The sequence below is a fragment of the Citrobacter freundii complex sp. CFNIH9 genome, from assembly GCF_002903305.1.
GTDB classification, from domain to species: domain Bacteria; phylum Pseudomonadota; class Gammaproteobacteria; order Enterobacterales; family Enterobacteriaceae; genus Citrobacter; species Citrobacter portucalensis.
Map to the genome: position 1 here is coordinate 4,623,906 of NZ_CP026238.1, position 23,205 is coordinate 4,647,110.

At 50.7% G+C, this 23,205-nt stretch carries 13 protein-coding genes, 2 tRNA genes and 3 rRNA genes; 11 read left to right on the plus strand and 7 right to left on the minus strand.

The window, feature by feature from the left end; genetic code table 11:
* Positions 1-20 precede the first annotated feature (20 nt).
* The gene (locus C2U43_RS23380) at positions 21-314 is read right to left on the minus strand and encodes a co-chaperone GroES (protein WP_000027827.1); all 294 of its coding nucleotides are present in this window, start codon (positions 312-314) and stop codon (positions 21-23) included.
* A gap of 275 nt (positions 315-589) precedes the next feature.
* Between C2U43_RS23380 and yjeH the strand changes: the two genes are divergently transcribed.
* Positions 590-1,855 carry an L-methionine/branched-chain amino acid transporter gene (gene yjeH, locus C2U43_RS23385; RefSeq protein ID WP_103285860.1) on the plus strand — a complete coding sequence of 422 codons (1,266 nt, stop codon included), beginning with the start codon at positions 590-592 and terminating at the stop codon, positions 1,853-1,855.
* Positions 1,856-1,904: 49 nt separating this feature from the next.
* On the opposite strand, the gene C2U43_RS23390 is transcribed toward yjeH, so the two are convergent.
* On the minus strand, positions 1,905-2,381 hold the full coding sequence (locus tag C2U43_RS23390) for an FxsA family protein (protein ID WP_103285861.1): 477 nt from the start codon (positions 2,379-2,381) through the stop codon (positions 1,905-1,907).
* 338 nt (positions 2,382-2,719) lie between these two features.
* Between C2U43_RS23390 and aspA the strand changes: the two genes are divergently transcribed.
* From aspA to C2U43_RS23425, 7 genes are all read left to right on the plus strand, one after another.
* Entirely contained in the window at positions 2,720-4,156 is a 1,437-nt protein-coding gene (gene aspA, locus C2U43_RS23395; RefSeq protein ID WP_103285862.1) for an aspartate ammonia-lyase, read from the plus strand.
* 115 nt (positions 4,157-4,271) lie between these two features.
* Positions 4,272-5,573: an anaerobic C4-dicarboxylate transporter DcuA gene (gene dcuA / locus C2U43_RS23400; RefSeq protein WP_003830670.1), complete on the plus strand. Its 1,302-nt coding sequence runs from the start codon at positions 4,272-4,274 to the stop codon at positions 5,571-5,573.
* 128 nt (positions 5,574-5,701) lie between these two features.
* Positions 5,702-6,049: a divalent cation tolerance protein CutA gene (gene cutA, locus C2U43_RS23405; protein WP_103285863.1), complete on the plus strand. Its 348-nt coding sequence runs from the start codon at positions 5,702-5,704 to the stop codon at positions 6,047-6,049.
* Positions 6,025-7,734, plus strand: coding sequence for a protein-disulfide reductase DsbD (locus C2U43_RS23410; protein WP_103285864.1), 1,710 nt, complete (start codon positions 6,025-6,027; stop codon positions 7,732-7,734). The genes cutA and C2U43_RS23410 overlap by 25 nt, the downstream gene beginning before the upstream one ends.
* 36 nt (positions 7,735-7,770) lie before the next feature.
* The gene (locus C2U43_RS23415; RefSeq protein ID WP_008785982.1) at positions 7,771-8,346 is read left to right on the plus strand and encodes a transcriptional regulator; all 576 of its coding nucleotides are present in this window, start codon (positions 7,771-7,773) and stop codon (positions 8,344-8,346) included.
* Positions 8,347-8,498: 152 nt separating this feature from the next.
* Positions 8,499-8,574, plus strand: a tRNA-Phe gene (locus C2U43_RS23420).
* A gap of 450 nt (positions 8,575-9,024) precedes the next feature.
* The gene (locus C2U43_RS23425) at positions 9,025-10,686 is read left to right on the plus strand and encodes a fatty acid--CoA ligase (protein ID WP_103285865.1); all 1,662 of its coding nucleotides are present in this window, start codon (positions 9,025-9,027) and stop codon (positions 10,684-10,686) included.
* 199 nt (positions 10,687-10,885) lie between these two features.
* Here C2U43_RS23425 and C2U43_RS23430 read toward each other — a convergent pair whose 3' ends face one another.
* From C2U43_RS23430 to C2U43_RS23450, 5 genes are all read right to left on the minus strand, one after another.
* Complete coding sequence (locus C2U43_RS23430) at positions 10,886-12,607, minus strand: SulP family inorganic anion transporter (RefSeq protein ID WP_103285866.1); 1,722 nt, start codon at positions 12,605-12,607, stop codon at positions 10,886-10,888.
* A gap of 504 nt (positions 12,608-13,111) precedes the next feature.
* A 5S ribosomal RNA gene (gene rrf / locus C2U43_RS23435) occupies positions 13,112-13,227 on the minus strand.
* 97 nt (positions 13,228-13,324) lie between these two features.
* Positions 13,325-16,232, minus strand: a 23S ribosomal RNA gene (locus C2U43_RS23440).
* Between the two features lie 221 nt (positions 16,233-16,453).
* Positions 16,454-16,529 (minus strand) — tRNA-Glu (locus C2U43_RS23445).
* An 85-nt stretch (positions 16,530-16,614) separates the two neighbouring features.
* A 16S ribosomal RNA gene (locus tag C2U43_RS23450) occupies positions 16,615-18,156 on the minus strand.
* Together the 16S, 23S and 5S rRNA genes with 1 tRNA gene alongside form the textbook arrangement of a ribosomal RNA operon.
* 600 nt (positions 18,157-18,756) lie before the next feature.
* On the opposite strand from C2U43_RS23450, the gene C2U43_RS23460 reads away from it, so the two are divergent.
* The 3 genes from C2U43_RS23460 (at position 18,757) to dcuB (ending at position 23,162) form a co-directional block, all read left to right on the plus strand.
* Positions 18,757-20,388 carry a sensor histidine kinase gene (locus tag C2U43_RS23460; RefSeq protein ID WP_057068413.1) on the plus strand — a complete coding sequence of 544 codons (1,632 nt, stop codon included), beginning with the start codon at positions 18,757-18,759 and terminating at the stop codon, positions 20,386-20,388.
* Positions 20,385-21,104 (plus strand): two-component system response regulator DcuR, encoded by a 720-nt coding sequence (gene dcuR / locus C2U43_RS23465; protein ID WP_008786975.1) that lies wholly within the window; start codon positions 20,385-20,387, stop codon positions 21,102-21,104. Before C2U43_RS23460 ends, dcuR begins: the two co-directional genes overlap by 4 nt.
* A 717-nt stretch (positions 21,105-21,821) precedes the next feature.
* Positions 21,822-23,162 carry an anaerobic C4-dicarboxylate transporter DcuB gene (gene dcuB, locus C2U43_RS23470; protein WP_003031873.1) on the plus strand — a complete coding sequence of 447 codons (1,341 nt, stop codon included), beginning with the start codon at positions 21,822-21,824 and terminating at the stop codon, positions 23,160-23,162.
* Positions 23,163-23,205: the final 43 nt, after the last annotated feature.

Consider the following 23,205-nt stretch of genomic DNA (forward strand, 5'->3'; position numbering starts at 1 on the left):
TGTTCAGTGTCGTTCGCGGATTAGGCTTCAACAATCGCCAGGATGTCGCTTTCAGACATGATCAACACTTCTTCATTGTCGATCTTCTCAGATTTAACACCGTAGCCATCGTTGAAAATAACGATATCGCCGACTTTCACGTCCAGCGGCTGTACGGTACCGTTGTCCAGGATGCGACCCTTACCGACAGCGATGATTTCGCCACGAGTTGATTTACCTGCTGCAGAACCGGTCAGTACGATGCCGCCAGCAGATTTGGATTCAACTTCTTTACGTTTGACGATCACACGATCATGTAACGGACGAATACTCATTGATAGCTCTCCTTTGAGAAAGTCTTTATCAGTTATGGGTGACGCCGGCCCGTAAACGGTTTCCCGGCTAGTGACCAGAGAGATGGGGATGGGGTTTTGTGCCTTCAAGGGGGCAAGCGAAAAAAATTTTTTATCAGCAGAAAATCTCGTCAAAACGCCGACGCACCTCACATTTCATAACGATTTCAGTCACGTCGTCATAAGCAAATCTGATTGTGATACCATCAAAAATCTGCGCTGTAGCCCGATCAATGGGCATAACCGGATAACAATTTATGAGCGGACTGAAACAAGAGCTGGGACTGGCTCAGGGCGTTGGCCTGTTGTCGACATCATTGTTAGGTACAGGCGTTTTTGCCGTCCCCGCGCTGGCCGCACTGGTTGCGGGCAACAACAGCCTGTGGGCATGGCCGGTGCTGATTGTTTTGGTCTTTCCTGTGGCGATTGTCTTCGCCGTACTGGGTCGTCATTTTCCCAGCGCAGGCGGTGTGGCGCATTTTGTCGGCATGGCCTTTGGTTCACGCCTGGAGCGCGTCACCGGATGGCTATTTTTGTCGGTCATTCCTGTCGGTTTGCCTGCGGCATTGCATATCGCCGCCGGATTCGGTCAGGCGATGTTTGGCTGGCATGACGAGCAGCTTTTGCTGGCTGAGCTCGGTACGCTGGCATTGGTTTGGTACATCGGCTCTCGCGGCGCAAGCTCCAGCGCGAATCTACAAACGGTCATTGCAGGACTGATTGTTGCCCTGATTGTTGCTATCTGGTGGGCGGGCGATCTGACACCTGGCGAAATCCCCTTCCCTGCGATTACCGATATTGAGCTTCCCGGCCTGTTCGCCGCGTTGTCGGTCATGTTCTGGTGCTTTGTCGGCCTTGAAGCGTTTGCTCACCTGGCGTCTGAATTCAAAAATCCGGAGCGAGACTTCCCACGCGCACTGATGATCGGCCTGCTGCTGGCAGGGTCTGTTTATTGGGCATGCACCGTTGTCGTTCTCCATTTTGGTGCCTACGGCGAGCAAATGGCGGCCGCAGCGTCGCTGCCAGAGATCGTCGTGCAACTGTTTGGCGTACAAGCTCTGTGGGTCGCCTGCATCATTGGTTATCTGGCCTGTTTTGCCAGCCTCAACATTTATATACAAAGCTTCGCCCGGCTGGTCTGGTCTCAAGCGCAGTATAAGCCGGAGAGTTATCTGGCTCGTCTGTCCCCCCGACACCTTCCGCGCAATGCGCTAAACGCCGTATTGGGCTGCTGCGTAATCAGTACTCTGTGCATCTATATGCTGCAAATCAATCTCGATGCGTTAATCGTCTACGCCAACGGCATCTTTATTATGATTTATTTGCTGTGCATGTTGGCGGGGTGTCGATTACTGAAAGGGCATTATCGCGCACTGGCGGTCATTGGCGGTCTGCTGTGCCTACTGCTACTGGCGATGGTCGGCTGGAAGAGTCTGTACGCGTTGATTATGCTGGCAGGACTGTGGCTGTTTTTACCCCGCAGACCGGATAAGGCAACGTTGACGCCATCATCCGGCCTATAAATACTTTTGCCGGATGACGCTAACGCTTATCCGGCCTACATACTGATGCTTAATCCCGACGATCGTCTTTATGTTCGATGCTGTCGCGCTTGTCATCCTTGCGCTGAAATTCACCATCAAAAGTCTCACCGCCACCCGTTCCGGCGCTAAAACCACCGCTAGGCATACGCGAAAAACGCAAATGTGGCAGCAGTTTCATCGTCAGATGTTTTTGCACCGGGGGTAATAAAAGAAGAAGACCGAGGAAATCGGTGAAAAATCCGGGCAGCACCAACAGCAGACCGGCAATAATCAGCGATACGCTTTTGATCATTTCTGCAGCCGGACTTTCACCTGCCGCCATTTTCTGTTGCATCAGTAAAAAGTTCTTAAATCCCTGATTACGAACCAGAGACATACCGATAACCGATGTAAAAATAACCAAAATCAGCGTCATCAGGACGCCCATCACATGGGCAACCTGAATAAAAATAGATATCTCTATGTAAACATAGAGAAAAATGGCAAGTAATGGTATCCAGCGCAAAGGGATCTCCTGTTAATAACAGCCGTTTTGTTCAACTTCTGTTCGAAAAATTATGTTAATCGCATCGATTTGATATTGTGGTGGTTAGCAAAATTTCAAGTGGCTTGTACACTAATATTTGGGGTTAATCACAAAGGGGTGATCCATTTCACAGAATAATAAATAAGGGGTAAATTCCACGCTTTAAGTGATCCAGATTACGGTAGAAATCCTGAACCAGCATATGATCTCGGGTATCAGACCGATGCAGGGGATAATCGTCGGTCGAGAAACAATCGAAATCACATATATCCTGTGTGTTTAGTCAAATCATTGGCAGCTTGAAAAAGAAGGTTCACATGTTAAACAACATTCGTATCGAAGAAGACTTGTTGGGTACCAGGGAAGTTCCAGCGGACGCCTACTACGGTGTCCACACTCTGAGAGCGATTGAAAACTTCTACATTAGCAACAACAAAATCAGCGATATTCCTGAATTTGTTCGCGGTATGGTAATGGTTAAAAAGGCAGCGGCTATGGCCAACAAAGAGCTGCAAACCATTCCTAAGAGTGTGGCAAATGCCATCATCGCGGCGTGTGATGAAGTCCTGAATAACGGAAAATGCATGGATCAGTTCCCGGTAGACGTTTACCAGGGTGGTGCGGGTACCTCCGTCAACATGAACACCAACGAAGTTCTGGCCAATATCGGTCTGGAACTGATGGGTCACCAGAAAGGTGAATATCAGTACCTGAACCCGAACGACCACGTTAACAAATGTCAGTCTACCAACGACGCATACCCAACTGGCTTCCGTATCGCTGTATACGCATCCATCATCAAACTGGTTGATGCACTGAACCAGCTGCGCGAAGGCTTCGAGAAAAAAGCTGTTGAATTCCAGGACATCCTGAAAATGGGTCGTACCCAGCTGCAGGATGCTGTACCGATGACCCTCGGTCAGGAATTCCATGCTTTTAGCGTACTGTTGAAAGAAGAAGTGAAAAACATTAGCCGTACCGCTGAGCTGCTGCTGGAAGTTAACCTCGGCGCGACAGCAATCGGTACTGGTCTGAACACGCCGAAAGAGTACTCTCCGCTGGCAGTACAGAAACTGGCTGAAGTCACCGGCTTCGCCTGTGTTCCGGCAGAAGACCTGATTGAAGCAACTTCTGACTGTGGCGCATACGTTATGGTGCACGGCGCACTGAAACGTCTGGCTGTGAAGATGTCCAAAATCTGTAACGACCTGCGTTTGCTCTCCTCTGGTCCGCGTGCGGGTCTGAACGAGATCAACCTGCCGGAACTGCAGGCTGGTTCTTCTATCATGCCAGCTAAAGTGAACCCGGTTGTTCCGGAAGTCGTAAACCAGGTGTGCTTCAAAGTCATCGGTAACGACATCACTGTAACCATGGCATCTGAAGCTGGTCAGCTGCAGCTGAACGTAATGGAGCCGGTCATTGGTCAGGCAATGTTTGAATCCATTCACATTCTGAGCAATGCTTGCTACAACCTGCTGGAAAAATGCGTTAGTGGTATCACTGCTAACAAAGAAATCTGTGAAGCGTTTGTATTCAACTCCATCGGCATCGTTACTTACCTCAACCCGTTCATTGGTCACCACAACGGCGACATCGTCGGTAAAATTTGTGCCGAAACCGGTAAGAGCGTACGTGAAGTTGTCCTGGAGCGCGGTCTGTTGACCGAGTCTGAACTGGACGATATCTTCTCTGCACAGAACCTGATGCACCCTGCTTATAAAGCAAAACGTTATACTGATGAAAGCGAACAGTAATCGTGTAGGGTAGTACCGGAGAAGGCACGTCATGATGACGTGCCTTTTTTCTTACTCGAAGTTACTTAAAAACAACAATTTAATATCAACTTGTTAAACAACAAGGAAGGCTAATATGATAGTTTTAGAACTTATCATCGTTTTGCTGGCAATCTTTTTAGGTGCCAGACTTGGGGGTATCGGTATTGGATTTGCAGGTGGGCTGGGTGTTCTGGTTCTCGCCGCTATCGGCGTAAAACCCGGTAATATCCCGTTCGATGTTATTTCCATCATCATGGCGGTTATCGCTGCCATTTCAGCTATGCAGATTGCAGGTGGTCTGGACTATCTGGTTCATCAAACTGAAAAACTGCTGCGTAAAAACCCGAAATACATCACGATCCTTGCACCTATCGTGACCTATTTCCTGACTATCTTCGCAGGTACCGGCAACATCTCTCTGGCAACGCTGCCAGTTATCGCTGAAGTTGCGAAAGAACAAGGGATCAAACCTTGCCGTCCGCTCTCTACTGCAGTGGTTTCTGCACAGATTGCGATTACGGCGTCTCCAATCTCCGCAGCCGTGGTTTACATGTCTTCCGTAATGGAAGGTCATGGCATCAGCTACATTCACCTGCTGTCCGTGGTCATTCCGTCCACCCTGCTGGCTGTTCTGGTCATGTCCTTCCTGGTAACTGCACTGTTCAACTCCAAACTGTCTGACGATCCGATTTATCGTAAGCGTCTGGAAGAAGGCCTGGTTGAACTGCGTGGTGAAAGACAAGTTGAAATCAAAGCGGGCGCAAAAACTTCTGTTTGGTTGTTCCTGCTGGGCGTGGTTTGTGTCGTCGTATATGCGATCGTCAACAGCCCAAGCCTCGGTCTGGTCGCTAAACCGCTGATGAACACCACCAACGCAATCCTGATCATCATGCTGAGCATCGCGACGCTGACCACGATCATCTGCCGCGTTGAAACTGACTCCATCCTGAACTCCAGCACTTTCAAAGCCGGTATGAGCGCCTGTATTTGTATCCTGGGTGTTGCATGGCTGGGTGATACCTTCGTATCTCACAACATTGACTGGATCAAAGATACTGCAGGTAGCGTAATTCAGGGTCATCCGTGGCTGCTGGCTGTCATCTTCTTCTTTGCTTCTGCACTGCTGTACTCTCAGGCTGCAACCGCTAAAGCACTGATGCCGATGGCTCTGGCTCTGAACGTTTCCCCACTGACTGCTGTTGCGTCTTTCGCCGCGGTTTCTGGCCTGTTCATTCTGCCAACCTACCCAACTCTGGTTGCGGCAGTTCAGATGGATGACACCGGTACAACTCGCATTGGTAAATTCGTCTTTAACCATCCGTTCTTCATCCCGGGTACTCTGGGTGTGGTTCTGGCTGTCTGCTTCGGCTTCTTGCTGGGCAGCTTCATGCTGTAAGTTTTTCCTGCAGGGTGCCTGGGCGCCCTGCAGTTCCTCCTCCCCACCCCGCTTTAACTAACATCCTTCCCTCGTCCGTTGTATAGTGACCATTCTTTTGCTGGTTACTCTGTTCTTTCGAGGTGTTTATGCTTGATGTAAAGAGTCAGGATATTTCCATCCCCGATACCGTTGTGGTGCTCTGTACCGCCCCGGATGAAGCAACCGCCCAGGATCTCGCCGCCAAAGTGCTGGCGGAAAAGCTGGCTGCTTGCGTGACCCTGCTACCCGGTGCGACCTCCCTCTACTATTGGGAAGGCAAACTGGAACAGGAATATGAAGTCCAGATGATTTTAAAAACCACCGTCACACACCAGCAAGCCCTTCTCGATTGCCTGAAGTCACATCATCCGTATCAAACGTCTGAACTTCTGGTTTTACCCGTCACTCACGGAGACTTTGATTACCGCTCATGGCTCAACGCATCCTTACGCTGATCCTGCTGCTGTGCAGCACATCTACCTTTGCCGGATTATTTGACGCGCCTGGCCGCTCGCAGTTTGTTCCTGCCGATCGGGCGTTTGTTTTTGATTTTCAGCAAAACCAACACGATCTGAACCTCACATGGCAGGTTAAAGATGGCTACTATCTGTATCGCAAACAGATAAGCATTACGCCATCTCAGGCCGATATTGCTGAGGTAAAACTGCCGCCAGGCGTCTGGCATGAAGATGAGTTTTACGGCAAAAGTGAGATTTACCGTAAACAGCTGACTGTCCCGATCACGGTCAATCAGGCTAAGTCTGGCGCAACATTAACGATCACATACCAGGGCTGCGCCGACGCTGGATTTTGCTATCCGCCAGAAACAAAAACGGTGCCATTAAGTGAAGTGTCTGCTGATTCCGCGGCCGCCCCTGCGCCAGCCCCAGCCACTGCAGATCCGCAAGAGAAACCACAGCCCACGGCCCAACTCCCCTTCTCCGCACTGTGGGCATTGCTGATCGGAATTGGTATCGCGTTTACGCCTTGCGTACTGCCGATGTATCCATTGATTTCCGGTATCGTACTGGGTGGCAAGCAGCGCTTATCAACCGGACGGGCACTGCTGCTGACGTTTATCTACGTTCAAGGGATGGCGCTCACCTATACCGCGCTAGGTTTGGTTGTTGCAGCCGCCGGTTTGCAGTTCCAGGCTGCGCTTCAGCATCCCTACGTCCTGATTGGCCTTACCGTCATCTTTACGCTGCTGGCTCTGTCGATGTTTGGCTTGTTCACGCTGCAACTGCCTTCATCACTGCAAACGCGCCTCACGCTAATGAGTAACCGCCAGCAAGGCGGATCTCCCGGCAGCGTCTTTGCGATGGGGGCGATTGCTGGCCTCATCTGTTCTCCTTGCACAACGGCCCCGCTAAGCGCGATTTTGCTGTATATCGCTCAGAGCGGGAACATGTGGCTGGGAGGCGGCACACTGTATCTGTATGCGTTGGGGATGGGATTACCCCTGATGCTGATTACCGTATTTGGCAACCGCTTGCTGCCTAAAAGTGGCCCATGGATGGTACATGTCAAAACCGCTTTTGGCTTTGTCATTCTGGCGCTTCCCGTCTTCTTACTCGAACGTATCGTTGGCGACGAGTGGGGCGTTCGCTTATGGTCACTGCTAGGCGTCGCGTTCTTTGGCTGGGCGTTCATCACCAGCCTACAGGCAAAGCACGCCTGGATGCGTATCGTGCAGATTGTCCTGTTAGCCGCAGCGCTTGTCAGTGTACGTCCATTGCAGGACTGGGCGTTCGGCGCGCCACATGCTCAAACCCAGGCACATCTTAACTTCACACCGGTGGCATCGGTAGATGCATTAAATCAAGCACTGGCGCAAGCTAAAGGCAGGCCAGTCATGCTGGATCTGTATGCCGACTGGTGTGTAGCCTGTAAGGAATTTGAAAAGTACACGTTCAGTAATCCGCAGGTTCAGCAAGCGCTAGGCAACACGGTGCTATTGCAGGCGGATGTGACAGCAAATAATGCCCAGGATGTCGCTCTCCTGAAACATCTACAGGTTTTAGGTTTGCCGACTATCTTGTTCTTTGATGCCGAGGGGAAAGAGCACCCGGAAGCTCGGGTTACGGGCTTTATGGATGCCGCGACCTTCAGCGCACATTTGCGCGATCGCCAACCGTGAGCGACACTTGCAACAGGAAATACGGAGGAGAATACCGTGCAACGTGAAGATGTCCTGGGAGAAGCCCTGAAATTACTTGAGGTGCAAGGGATAGCCAATACCACGCTGGAAATGGTGGCCGAACGCATCGATTATCCTCTGGATGAACTGCAGCGCTTTTGGCCCGATAAAGAGGCCATTCTGTACGATGCGCTACGCTACCTCAGCCAGCGGGTGGATATCTGGCGGCGTCAGCTTTTGCTGGATGACACGCTGAGCGCTGAGCAGAAATTACTGGCGCGCTACACTGCGCTGTCCGAATGCGTGAGCAATAATCGCTATCCCGGCTGTCTGTTCATCGCCGCCTGTACGTTTTACCCCGATCCCGGGCATCCGATCCATCAGTTAGCCGATCAGCAAAAAAAGGCGGCACATGACTTCACCCATGAGCTGCTGACGACGCTGGAAGTTGACGACCCGGCAATGGTCGCCAAACAGATGGAACTGGTGCTGGAAGGCTGCCTGAGCCGCATGCTGGTTAATCGTAGTCATGCTGATGTCGAAACGGCACACCGCCTGGCTGAAGATATCCTGCGCTTTGCCCAGTGCCGAATGGGCGGTGCGCTGACCTAAGCGAGCATTATCTGTTTTCGTCGCCTCTGTCGGAAATATTTGTGCAAACTTCAGGCATAACCATGCAGATTGCCGCAATATTAAGCGGTTGAACAATGTTTCCAGAAATTTGATTGACTGACAGACGTGAATACGGTTTAATGCGCCCCGTTGCCCGGATAGCTCAGTCGGTAGAGCAGGGGATTGAAAATCCCCGTGTCCTTGGTTCGATTCCGAGTCCGGGCACCACTATTTAGAAGAACCCGCCTATGGCGGGTTTTTTGCTTTCTGGGCTCCGCGAGATTTCTTATCGTTCTGACCACAGCAACTCCTACCCCACCTCATCACGACACTTAAACCTTTCACTGGAACCACGATGGTACTGCAAAAAATATAGCGGTATCAGGCACACCTCTTTGTCTGGCGTGCTTATCCATAGGCCAGATTTGAGTAATTTATCTGAACAACCTTGGGCACAATACTGTTGCGGGAGCGCCAGGTCGCGCCGCACTTCATTGATAAGCTCGCTGAAGGTCACCCCCCTCTTCCAGATGGCGTTGTAGGATACGCACATTCATCCCCAGGGGCTGGAGTTGGTGCGCCGCCTCGACATCTGAAGCAAACGCCAGGGAGTAAATACCAACCTTCATCTACAATTGCCATCATACCGAGCAAATAATGAGTCAACGAGGAACCTGGATGGTGAAAACAAGAGTCATACAGTCAGCGCAGGGAGCCCATGCCTATCCGCTGCTGATCAAGAGCTTGCTGCTGTCGGGTGGGCGTTCTCATCCCGAGCGAGAAATCGTCTACGCCGACAAGCTGCGTTACGACTATCGCACCCTCAAACAGCGCATCCATCGCCTGGCAAACATGCTGACAGCGGCCGGTGTCATGCCTGGAGACACCGTCGCCCTGCTAGATTGGGACAGCCATCGCGCCCTCGAGTGCTTCTTCGCGGTGCCTATGATTGGTGCTGTGCTACACACGGTGAACGTCCGCTTCTCGGCGGACCAAATCGCTTACACCATGAATCATGCCGAGGACAACCTGGTACTGGTGCACGACGACTTCTTGCCGGTTGTCGAGTCACTGGCAGAGACACTGACCACTGTCCGGGGATACATCCAGCTTAGCGACGAAGAATCGAAGGCAACCAGCCTGCCGGTGCTGGGGGAATATGAGACCCTTCTGGCCGCAGCGGGAAATCGCTTTGACTTCCCCGACTTCGATGAAAACTCGGTAGCGACCTTGTTCTACACCACTGGAACCACGGGCAATCCCAAGGGGGTCTACTTCAGCCATCGTCAGCTGGTCCTGCACACGCTCAATGAGCTGGGCCTCCTGGCAGCCCACGAGGGACAGTCGCTGCTACGATCGAACGATGTCTACATGCCGATCACTCCTATGTTTCACGTGCACGCCTGGGGCGCTCCCTATGTCGCAACAATGCTGGGTGTGAAGCAGGTCTACCCCGGTCGTTACGAACCCAACAAGCTGGTGCGGTTCTATCACGATGAGGGTGTAACCTTCTCGCACTGTGTGCCAACCATCTTGCAAATGATCCTCGAGTGCGACGAAGCCACACGGACCGATCTGTCGGGATGGAAGATGTTGCTGGGTGGCAGTTCACTGTCCCTTGGACTGGCGACACAGGCCCACCATAAGGGCATACGCATTCACGCTGGCTATGGTATGTCTGAAACCTGTCCCCTGCTCTGTATGACCCACTTAAGCGATGCCGAGCTGGCCCTTCCCATGGATGAGCAGTTACCCCTGCGGATTCGGACCGGCCTGCCTGTTCCGTTGGTGGATCTGCGTATCGTCGATGGCGAAGGTCGGGAGGTAGTGCACGACGGCGAAGCCCTGGGTGAAATAGTGGTGCGAGCCCCTTGGCTGACTCAGGGCTACCTGAAGGAACCCGAGAAAGGAGCTGAGCTATGGAATGGCAGTTGGCTGCATACCGGCGACATTGCCTCCATCGATCCCCATGGGATAGTGGAAATAAAGGATCGCATCAAAGACGTAATCAAGACGGGCGGTGAGTGGATAAGCACGCTGGAGCTGGAGAGCCTCATCAGCTCACACGCGGCGGTCAGGTCGGTAGCCGTCGTCGGGATACCTGATGAACAGTGGGGCGAACGCCCCCTGGCTCTGGTAGTTTGCAAGGAAGGAGAAGACCTGGAGCCGCAGGCCATAGCGGCACATCTGCAAGGATTCGTCGACCGCGGCCACATCACTAAATGGGCGATCCCACGACAGATAAGGATAGTCCCGGATATTCCCAAAACCAGCGTCGGTAAGATCAACAAGCGCCTGATTCGGGAGCTCGAAGCCAGCAATGGGAAGGAAAGCATTTAAGCGATTTGTCGCATTCATAGCGTAAGGTTAACAACAGTCACGCTGTCTCTATTTCAGGTAGCATGTCGGTATCAATACTCTGCCGGGGATCTCACCGTCCCCGCGCGGATGCTGATCGCCCTTTAGCAAAATGGGTGCCAGGGCATGTTCATCGCCACAGGCACCTTCCATCCAGCCTGATCATTTACCTAAATCTGCTTTATTCAACAACGCCAGATTCATCCTCACTCATGCTTTCTTTGCTTTGAATGAACCGGAGCGCCAAATAAAGGTCTGGTGCCAGAATCATGTCGTCGTCTTTCATTGTCGGTCGACTCTCCTTAAACCAGCGTGTTAACTCCGTTTTCCGGCCCGCAAGAATTAACTTAATCTTCCGCCCCTTCAGGTCCCGTTTTAACTCATTAATGGTTGCCAGGACGCTGATATCTGAATAGGTAAAGCAAGAAACGGCGTCAATGACCACCCATTTAGGTTGTAGTACTGCACCATCGACTAAATTCAAAACGCGGCGCTTAAAATAGGCCACATTAAAATAGGTCAGCGGTGAGTTAAACCGGTACATCAACACGCCAGGGATCATTTTCACATCGGTTGTATTACCTAATGAGTGAATCATCCCATTTTCGTCAATTCCCAATAAGTGTTCAGTAGGACGGAAAACTGTGCGCAGGAACTGCAACAGACCCAACAATACCGCAAGGCCAATCCCCTGAATAACACCAATAATCAGAACACAGCCAAAGGTGAAGAACGCCAGGCGAAATGCGGGTTTATTTCTTCGCCTCAGGTTCCAGAGTCCGCGTAAATCAATTAATGACCACGATGCATAAATTAGAACAATGCCTAATGCAGATACCGGAATAAATTGTAATGGCTGCGTGAAAAATACCACGACGATTCCGATGATTAAGGCAGCAACAACGGAAACAAGCTGGCTTTTCCCTCCAGAGGAATCATTTACCGCAGTCCGGGAATCGGCTCCGCTAATCGCAAACCCCTGAGATAAGCCAGACATTAGATTCGCGACACCCAAAGCCCTGAACTCAGCATCAGCATTTATTTCGTATCCGTTTTTTGCGGCAAAACTGCGAGCGGTTAGCATCAGGCTAACAAAACTGACTAACGCCAGGTTCAGCGCAGGGATCAATAAATCACGCGCCAGACCAGGCTGAAACGATCCCCAGTGAACGACGGGCAAACCAGACTGAAAGCCCGATCCCCCAATAGTGGCAATCCCATACTGCTGCGCAGATGTAATCCATACCAGCGCCGTTGTTATCACAATAGCAATCAACGGTGCTGGCCATTGGCTACGAAACGTCTTGATAGCTATTAAAATCGCTAACGTTAGGATGGAGATCCCTAAGGTTAATAAATGAATTTCTGAGAGTCGGCCAGGCAGGGCAATGATCTTCTCAATCACTTGCTCTTCATCAAGCGTAATCCCCAATACCTTACCGAGTTGCCCGACAATAATCGTCACGGCAACCCCGTTAAGCAAGCCCGTTAGAATGGGGTGCGAAAGCAAGTCAGCAAGCGCGCCCAGGCGAAATTTACTGGCAAGCAGGCACCATCCCCCCATCATCACAGTCATGACAATTGTCAACTGCCAGTGAAGTTCTGGGTTTCCGGCAGAAAGAGGAACTACAACGGCTGCAATTACCGCGCAGGTCGTGGCATCAGGGCCAACAATCAATTGGCGGGAAGAACCAAACAGCGCATAAGCTAGCATTGGCAAAACGCAGGAATATAACCCGACGATAGCCCCGACTCCCGCCAACTCAGCGTAAGCAATCGCAACCGGTAGTGCTACGGCAGCAACGGATAACCCGGCTTTAACATCATGTTTTAGCCAGCTTTTATCGTACGCTAATAAATTTTTTAGCCCTGGCATGTAGTTTAATACCATTTTTCCGAACACTTTATTCTCCGGATAGCCCCTTACTTATAGATAAAGGTACACGTAACTGTCGCAGGCGATCCTGATATTTTCGGGAGGTAATACAGAAAATTCAGATTGGGGGTTTACTGCATATACCGCAGGATGGCTTGTGTTATGGAGGCTCAGGATATAGCTTTGCACCCGATGGTGCGGTGTTGTGATGTGCCTGATGCGCTGCGCTTATCAGGCCTACAAAATACGTTCAGCCCGGCCCCTGCAGGCCGGATAAGGCGGCACGCCGCATCCGGCGGTTTTCATTCCGCACAGACGCAAAAAAGCCCATCCGTCAGGATGGGCTTCTTCACTAAATTAATGCCTGGCAGTTTATGGCGGGCGTCCTGCCCGCCACCCTCCGGGCCGTTGCTGCGCAACGTTCAAATCCGCTCCCGGCGGATTTGTCCTCCTCAGGAGAGCGCTCACCGACAGACAACAGATAAAACAAAAGGCCCAGTCTTTCGACTGAGCCTTTCGCTTTTATTTGATGCCTGGCAGTTCCCTACTCTCGCATGGGGAGACCCCACACTACCATCGGCGCTACGGCGTTTCACTTCTGAGTTCGGCATGGGGTCAGGTGGGACCACCGCGCTACAGCCGCCAGGCAAATTCTGTTTATCAACACACCTCCCGGGCATGTCGATGTCATCTGTAATCAAGCTGAATGTCGATGTCTCTTCGCCAAAACATCTTCGGCGTTGTAAGGTTAAGCCTCACGGTTCATTAGTATCGGTTAGCTCAATGTATCGCTACACTTACACACCCGACCTATCAACGTCGTCGTCTTCAACGTTCCTTCAGGACTCTCAAGGAGTCAGGGAGAACTCATCTCGGGGCAAGTTTCGTGCTTAGATGCTTTCAGCACTTATCTCTTCCGCATTTAGCTACCGGGCAATGCCATTGGCATGACAACCCGAACACCAGTGATGCGTCCACTCCGGTCCTCTCGTACTAGGAGCAGCCCCCCTCAATTCTCCAGCGCCCACGGCAGATAGGGACCGAACTGTCTCACGACGTTCTAAACCCAGCTCGCGTACCACTTTAAATGGCGAACAGCCATACCCTTGGGACCTACTTCAGCCCCAGGATGTGATGAGCCGACATCGAGGTGCCAAACACCGCCGTCGATATGAACTCTTGGGCGGTATCAGCCTGTTATCCCCGGAGTACCTTTTATCCGTTGAGCGATGGCCCTTCCATTCAGAACCACCGGATCACTAAGACCTGCTTTCGCACCTGCTCGAGCCGTCACTCTCGCAGTCAAGCTAGCTTATGCCTTTGCACTAACCTCCTGATGTCCGACCAGGATTAGCTAACCTTCGTGCTCCTCCGTTACTCTTTAGGAGGAGACCGCCCCAGTCAAACTACCCACCAGACACTGTCCGCAACCCGGATTACGGGTCTACGTTAGAACACCAGCCATTAAAGGGTGGTATTTCAAGGATGGCTCCATGCAGACTGGCGTCCACACTTCAAAGCCTCCCACCTATCCTACACATCAAGGACCAGTGTTCAGTGTCAAGCTATAGTAAAGGTTCACGGGGTCTTTCCGTCTTGCCGCGGGTACACTGCATCTTCACAGCGAGTTCAATTTCACTGAGTCTCGGGTGGAGACAGCCTGGCCATCATTACGCCATTCGTGCAGGTCGGAACTTACCCGACAAGGAATTTCGCTACCTTAGGACCGTTATAGTTACGGCCGCCGTTTACCGGGGCTTCGATCAAGAGCTTCTCCTTACGGATAACCCCATCAATTAACCTTCCGGCACCGGGCAGGCGTCACACCGTATACGTCCACTTTCGTGTTTGCACAGTGCTGTGTTTTTAATAAACAGTTGCAGCCAGCTGGTATCTTCGACTGATTTCAGCTCCATGAGTAAATCACTTCACCTACATATCAGCGTGCCTTCTCCCGAAGTTACGGCACCATTTTGCCTAGTTCCTTCACCCGAGTTCTCTCAAGCGCCTTGGTATTCTCTACCTGACCACCTGTGTCGGTTTGGGGTACGATTTCGTGTTACCTGATGCTTAGAGGCTTTTCCTGGAAGCAGGGCATTTGTTACTTCAGCACCGTAGTGCCTCGTCATCACACCTCAGCGTTAATAAGGTACCGGATTTACCTGAAACCTCCGCCTACATGCTTAAACCGGGACAACCGTCGCCCGGCTAACATAGCCTTCTCCGTCCCCCCTTCGCAGTAACACCAAGTACAGGAATATTAACCTGTTTCCCATCGACTACGCCTTTCGGCCTCGCCTTAGGGGTCGACTCACCCTGCCCCGATTAACGTTGGACAGGAACCCTTGGTCTTCCGGCGTGCGGGTTTTTCACCCGCATTATCGTTACTTATGTCAGCATTCGCACTTCTGATACCTCCAGCATACCTCACGATACACCTTCAACGGCTTACAGAACGCTCCCCTACCCAACAACACATAGTGTCGCTGCCGCAGCTTCGGTGCATGGTTTAGCCCCGTTACATCTTCCGCGCAGGCCGACTCGACCAGTGAGCTATTACGCTTTCTTTAAATGATGGCTGCTTCTAAGCCAACATCCTGGCTGTCTGTGCCTTCCCACATCGTTTCCCACTTAACCATGACTTTGGGACCTTAGCTGGCGGTCTGGGTTGTTTCCCTCTTCACGACGGACGTTAGCACCCGCCGTGTGTCTCCCGTGATAACATTCTTCGGTATTCGCAGTTTGCATCGGGTTGGTAAGTCGGGATGACCCCCTAGCCGAAACAGTGCTCTACCCCCGAAGATGAGTTCACGAGGCGCTACCTAAATAGCTTTCGGGGAGAACCAGCTATCTCCCGGTTTGATTGGCCTTTCACCCCCAGCCACAAGTCATCCGCTAATTTTTCAACATTAGTCGGTTCGGTCCTCCAGTTAGTGTTACCCAACCTTCAACCTGCCCATGGCTAGATCACCGGGTTTCGGGTCTATACCCTGCAACTTAACGCCCAGTTAAGACTCGGTTTCCCTTCGGCTCCCCTATTCGGTTAACCTTGCTACAGAATATAAGTCGCTGACCCATTATACAAAAGGTACGCAGTCACACCCCGAAGGATGCTCCCACTGCTTGTACGTACACGGTTTCAGGTTCTTTTTCACTCCCCTCGCCGGGGTTCTTTTCGCCTTTCCCTCACGGTACTGGTTCACTATCGGTCAGTCAGGAGTATTTAGCCTTGGAGGATGGTCCCCCCATATTCAGACAGGATACCACGTGTCCCGCCCTACTCTTCGAGTTCACAACACATGCACTTTTGTGTACGGGACTTTCACCCTGTATCGTGCGACTTTCCAGACGCTTCCACTAACACACATGCTGATTCAGACTCTGGGCTGCTCCCCGTTCGCTCGCCGCTACTGGGGGAATCTCGGTTGATTTCTTTTCCTCGGGGTACTTAGATGTTTCAGTTCCCCCGGTTCGCTTCATTACGCTATGTATTCACGTAATGATAGTGTGTCGAAACACACTGGGTTTCCCCATTCGGAAATCGCCGGTTATAACGGTTCATATCACCTTACCGACGCTTATCGCAGATTAGCACGTCCTTCATCGCCTCTGACTGCCAGGGCATCCACCGTGTACGCTTAGTCGCTTAACCTCACAACCCGAAGATGTTTCTTTCGATTCATCATCGACTTGCAAAAATTTGAGAGACTCGAACACACCATTTTTCATTTCTTATTACGGAGAAATGAAACAGTGTGTCGTTTCAATTTTCAGCTTGATCCAGATTTTTAAAGAGCAAATATCTCAAACGTGACTCGAAAGTCAGTTTTGAGATACTTCGGTCGGCGACTTTCACTCACACATACCAGCAAGTGGCGTCCCCTAGGGGATTCGAACCCCTGTTACCGCCGTGAAAGGGCGGTGTCCTGGGCCTCTAGACGAAGGGGACACTGAAGTCTCAATCGCAAGACGCCTTGCTATTTACTTTTCATCAGACAATCTGTGTGAGCACTACAAAGGCAGGTTCTTTAAGGTAAGGAGGTGATCCAACCGCAGGTTCCCCTACGGTTACCTTGTTACGACTTCACCCCAGTCATGAATCACAAAGTGGTAAGCGCCCTCCCGAAGGTTAAGCTACCTACTTCTTTTGCAACCCACTCCCATGGTGTGACGGGCGGTGTGTACAAGGCCCGGGAACGTATTCACCGTGGCATTCTGATCCACGATTACTAGCGATTCCGACTTCATGGAGTCGAGTTGCAGACTCCAATCCGGACTACGACATACTTTATGAGGTCCGCTTGCTCTCGCGAGGTCGCTTCTCTTTGTATATGCCATTGTAGCACGTGTGTAGCCCTACTCGTAAGGGCCATGATGACTTGACGTCATCCCCACCTTCCTCCAGTTTATCACTGGCAGTCTCCTTTGAGTTCCCGGCCTAACCGCTGGCAACAAAGGATAAGGGTTGCGCTCGTTGCGGGACTTAACCCAACATTTCACAACACGAGCTGACGACAGCCATGCAGCACCTGTCTCAGAGTTCCCGAAGGCACCAAAGCATCTCTGCTAAGTTCTCTGGATGTCAAGAGTAGGTAAGGTTCTTCGCGTTGCATCGAATTAAACCACATGCTCCACCGCTTGTGCGGGCCCCCGTCAATTCATTTGAGTTTTAACCTTGCGGCCGTACTCCCCAGGCGGTCGACTTAACGCGTTAGCTCCGGAAGCCACGCCTCAAGGGCACAACCTCCAAGTCGACATCGTTTACGGCGTGGACTACCAGGGTATCTAATCCTGTTTGCTCCCCACGCTTTCGCACCTGAGCGTCAGTCTTTGTCCAGGGGGCCGCCTTCGCCACCGGTATTCCTCCAGATCTCTACGCATTTCACCGCTACACCTGGAATTCTACCCCCCTCTACAAGACTCTAGCCTGCCAGTTTCGGATGCAGTTCCCAGGTTGAGCCCGGGGATTTCACATCCGACTTGACAGACCGCCTGCGTGCGCTTTACGCCCAGTAATTCCGATTAACGCTTGCACCCTCCGTATTACCGCGGCTGCTGGCACGGAGTTAGCCGGTGCTTCTTCTGCGAGTAACGTCAATCGCTGCGGTTATTAACCACAACGCCTTCCTCCTCGCTGAAAGTACTTTACAACCCGAAGGCCTTCTTCATACACGCGGCATGGCTGCATCAGGCTTGCGCCCATTGTGCAATATTCCCCACTGCTGCCTCCCGTAGGAGTCTGGACCGTGTCTCAGTTCCAGTGTGGCTGGTCATCCTCTCAGACCAGCTAGGGATCGTCGCCTAGGTGAGCCGTTACCCCACCTACTAGCTAATCCCATCTGGGCACATCCGATGGCAAGAGGCCCGAAGGTCCCCCTCTTTGGTCTTGCGACGTTATGCGGTATTAGCTACCGTTTCCAGTAGTTATCCCCCTCCATCGGGCAGTTTCCCAGACATTACTCACCCGTCCGCCACTCGTCACCCAAGGAGCAAGCTCCTCTGTGCTACCGTTCGACTTGCATGTGTTAGGCCTGCCGCCAGCGTTCAATCTGAGCCATGATCAAACTCTTCAATTTAAAAGTTTGATGCTCAATGAATTAAACTTCGTAATGAATTACGTGTTCACTCGTTGAGACTTGGTATTCATTTTTCGTCTTGCGACGTTAAGAATCCGTATCTTCGAGTGCCCACACAGATTGTCTGATAAATTGTTAAAGAGCAGTTGCGACGCGCTTTAGCGCTCTGTCGCGAGGTGGCGTATATTACGCTTTCCTCTTTCAGAGTCAACCCTCATTTTCAGGTTTTTCTCTTCAACCGAACCAGCTGTTTGTGTGAAGTGATTCACATCCGCCGTGTCGATGGAGGCGCATTATAGGGAGTTTCCTGCGGCCCGCAACCCTTAAATGACAGAAAAATGACTGACTGCTGCATTCCACAGCAAAACCCCGCCTTATACCCATTTACGCACAGAGTTATCCACAATCGTAAGGAAATTATCTGTAAGCGTCCCTAAAAAGGGAGAGAATCGGTATGAAAACCTCTATATAGAAAGAAATTCACTCTACGCTATATAAAGAAGAAGGACTGACAACTTAAGCGCCATAATCCCTACCACCTTTGAATTACGCACCCCATCAGGCAATAATACCCGCACAAACCGTGATTTCAGGACCGTGATGAGATACTCCCTGCAACGTACTGCTATACGTAAACGCCCGATGAAGCTTGGCACCACCGTGATCCTCATGGTTAGTGCAGTACTCTTCTCCGTGCTGCTTGTCGTTCATCTGATTTATTTCTCGCAGATCAGCAACATGACGCGCGATGCATTAGCGAGTAAAGCGCTTGCGGTCGCGCGAACGCTAGCCAACTCTCCGGAGATCCGCCAGGGACTAATGAAAAAGCCCGAGGAAAGCGGCATTCAGGCGATTGCCCAGGCGGTGAATAAGAGCAACGACTTTTTGTTCATCGTCGTCACTGATATGCAAAGCATTCGTTACTCCCATCCCGAAGCGCAGCGAATCGGTCAGCCATTTAAAGGTGATGACATATTGCTGGCCCTGCAGGGTAAAGAGAATGTCGCCATTAATCGCGGATTCCTGGCTAAAGCTCTACGTGTATTTACTCCTATCTATGACGAACATCACCGGCAGATTGGCGTCGTGTCGATCGGCCTTGAGCTAAGCCGGGTGACTGAGCAGATCAATAACAGCCGCGGCAGCATCTTTTGGTCCATCTTATTTGGTGTACTGGTTGGGCTACTCGGCACATGGGTATTTGTCAAAGTCCTCAAGCGCATTCTGTTTGGCCTGGAGCCTTATGAAATCTCCAATCTGTTCGAACAACGCCAGGCGATGCTGCACTCTATAAAGGAAGGTGTTATTGCCGTTGACGAGTGCGGTGAGGTGACGCTGATTAACCAGGCGGCGCAGGAGCTGCTGGATTATCACAAATCACAAGATGATGCCCAGCTCTCCACACTCAGCCATGCGTGGTCACAGGTGGTCGATTTTTCACAGGTACTACATGACGGAACGCCGCGCCGCGATGAAGAGATCATGGTGAAGGATCGGCTACTCTTAATTAACACGGTCCCGGTACTCAGCAACGGTAAAATCATCGGTGCCATTTCAACCTTCAGAGATAAGACTGAAGTCCGAAAACTAATGCAACGTCTGGATGGTATGGTCAACTATGCCGACGCACTTCGTGAACGATCCCACGAATTCATGAATAAATTGCACGTGATTCTGGGATTATTGCATCTGAAAAGTTATAAGCAGCTTGAAAATTACATCCTGAAGACCGCAAACAATTATCAGGAAGAAATTGGCTCACTGTTAGGAAAAATAAAATCACCGGTGATCGCAGGATTTTTACTCAGTAAGATTAATCGCACATCTGATTTAGGCCATAGTCTGGTCATTAGCAATGAAAGCCAGTTACCGGAAAATAGCAACGAAGATCAGGTGGCGGTACTGATTACCGTTCTGGGGAATCTGATTGAAAACGCCCTGGAGGCGCTAGGTCAAGAACCTGGTGGTGAGATCAGCGTATCCTTGCATTATCGACACGGCTGGTTGCATTGCGAAGTGAATGACGATGGTCCGGGGATTGCCCCCGAAAACATTGAGCACATCTTTGAGAAGGGCGTTTCGTCAAAAGGAAGCGAACGGGGCGTTGGTTTAGCGCTTGTTAAACAACAGGTTGAAAACGTTGGCGGTAATATTTCCGTCGAGTCTGAACCTGGGATCTTCACCCAATTTTTTGTACAGTTACCGTGGAATGGTGAGAGGGCCAGCAGATGATCAATGTCTTAATTGTCGATGACGATGCAATGGTAGCGGAATTAAACCGCCGTTATGTCGCGCAACTCTCCGGTTTTCACTGCTGCGGCACAGCCTCCACGCTGGAGAAAGCAAAAGAGATAATCTTTCATAGCGGTCATCATATCGATCTGATTTTGCTAGATATTTATATGCAAAAAGAAAACGGTCTGGACCTGCTACCGGTTCTGCACAGCGAAGGTTGCAAGTGTGATGTCATCGTCATCTCTTCCGCCGCTGATGCCACCACCATCAAAGATTCACTTCACTACGGTGTTGTTGACTACCTGATCAAACCTTTCCAGGCTTCCCGGTTTGAAGAGGCGCTCACCGGCTGGCTGCACAAGAAAAATGAGATGGACAAGCATCAGTATTATGAACAGTCTGAGCTTGACCAGCTGATTCACGGCAGCTCTTCCAATGAACAGGAAGCACGGCGCTTACCTAAAGGGTTAACGCCACAAACGTTACGCACGCTGTGTCAGTGGATTGATGAGCACCAGGATCAGGAGTTCTCCACGGATGAGCTGGCCAACGAGGTCAATATCTCGCGCGTCTCTTGCCGTAAATACCTTATCTGGCTCGTCAATTGTCACATCTTATTTACCAGCATCCATTATGGCGTGACCGGCAGACCTGTTTATCGTTATCGTGTGCAGGCTGAACACTACTCATTGCTTAAACAATATTGCCAATAAATACACTTGGGATTATTTGTTATTTGAAAGTAACAATTATTAAAATAATGAAAAATCCCAATTTCACCAGCTGGCACTGTAAAATTATAAATTTGCGTTAGATCAAATATATTTGTATCCGGCATGTTAAATGTATTATTTTAATATTGACAACCATCACACTGTTTTTAATTTCAAAATCGCTAACAAAAGTTAATTAAGTATTATCTAACTCGCAGAGTGTGTATTTTTACCCATAAAGGATTAGTCTGAAATTAACCAGACATACAAAATCTAGACTGGTAGCAATGGAGACCATGCTACGTACCATGGACACCGTACATTTTTGTGAGCAAATAAAAGTATCCGCACGCCGACCTCATCACATTATGAGATGGCGTGACCGTGATCACATAAATAATCTACTCACCCATTCTGTCGGTGGTTCACGTAATAGCGGAAAACGCAAAACAGATAAATTACAGCGTCAACCGCAGCTTTCCATGCCCAGCTCTGCTTCCCATCGCCTGAGGATTTTCTCCTCTGATCAAAGCCACAGAAAAAAGCTAAATATTTCCATAAATTTGAAAAAACATTCTAGCAAGACATTTGAACATTAATCGCAAATACGGACATATCGAATACTGACCATTTTTTGATGCTTATTCTGGCAAAAAAGAATGTGGCACAGATCCATTTTTCAAAAAATTGACTGGGTTTTTCGCGAGGGTAAATAAAATGTTATTTAGTATACAACTTCTCATAATATTAATATGTTTGTTTTATGGTGCCAGAAAGGGCGGTATCGCGCTGGGTTTATTAGGCGGTATCGGCCTGGTCATTCTGGTTTTCGTTTTCCATCTCCAGCCGGGTAAACCACCTGTAGATGTAATGCTGGTTATTATTGCCGTGGTGGCCGCATCGGCAACCTTGCAAGCCTCCGGCGGCCTTGACGTTATGCTGCAAATCGCTGAAAAGCTGCTGCGCCGTAACCCAAAATACGTTTCCATCGTCGCACCTTTCGTTACCTGCACCCTGACGATTCTCTGCGGTACAGGGCACGTGGTATACACCATCCTGCCAATCATTTATGACGTTGCCATTAAGAACAATATTCGCCCGGAACGTCCGATGGCGGCGAGTTCTATCGGTGCACAGATGGGGATTATCGCCAGCCCAGTTTCTGTAGCCGTTGTGTCACTGGTGGCAATGCTGGGTAACGTAACGTTTGAAGGCAAGCATCTCGAATTCCTCGACCTGCTCAGCATCACCATCCCGTCTACCCTGTTGGGTATCCTGGCGATCGGTATCTTCAGCTGGTTCCGTGGTAAGGATCTGGATAAAGATGAAGAGTTCCAGAAGTTCATTTCCGTACCTGAAAACCATAACTATGTGTATGGCGATACCGCCACGCTGTTAGACAAAAAGCTGCCGAAAAGCAACTGGCTGGCCATGTGGATCTTCCTGGCTGCTATCGCCGTGGTTGCCGTGCTTGGCGCGTTCTCTGAGCTGCGTCCTACCTTTAGCGGCAAACCGCTGTCAATGGTGCTGGTTATCCAGATGTTCATGCTGCTGACCGGTGCGCTGATTATTATCCTGACGAAGACCAATCCCGCTTCAATATCTAAAAACGAAGTCTTCCGTTCCGGTATGATCGCGATTGTGGCGGTGTACGGTATTGCCTGGATGGCCGAAACAATGTTCGGCGCGCACATGACAGAAATCGAAGGTGTGCTGGGCAATATGGTGAAAGAGTATCCGTGGGCCTATGCAATTGTTCTGCTGCTGGTATCCAAATTTGTAAACTCCCAGGCAGCGGCGCTGGCAGCGATTGTTCCGGTCGCGCTGGCAATCGGGGTTGATCCCGCGTACATCGTGGCTTCTGCTCCGGCATGTTACGGTTACTACATTCTGCCGACCTACCCGAGCGATCTGGCTGCAATCCAGTTTGACCGTTCCGGCACCACCCACATCGGCCGCTTCGTTATCAACCACAGCTTCATTCTGCCTGGCTTGATCGGCGTAAGCGTATCCTGTGTCTTTGGTTGGATCTTCGCCGCAATGTACGGTTTCCTGTAATCACAGTTCGCGTGCCGTCCACGTTGGTACGGCACGCCACCAT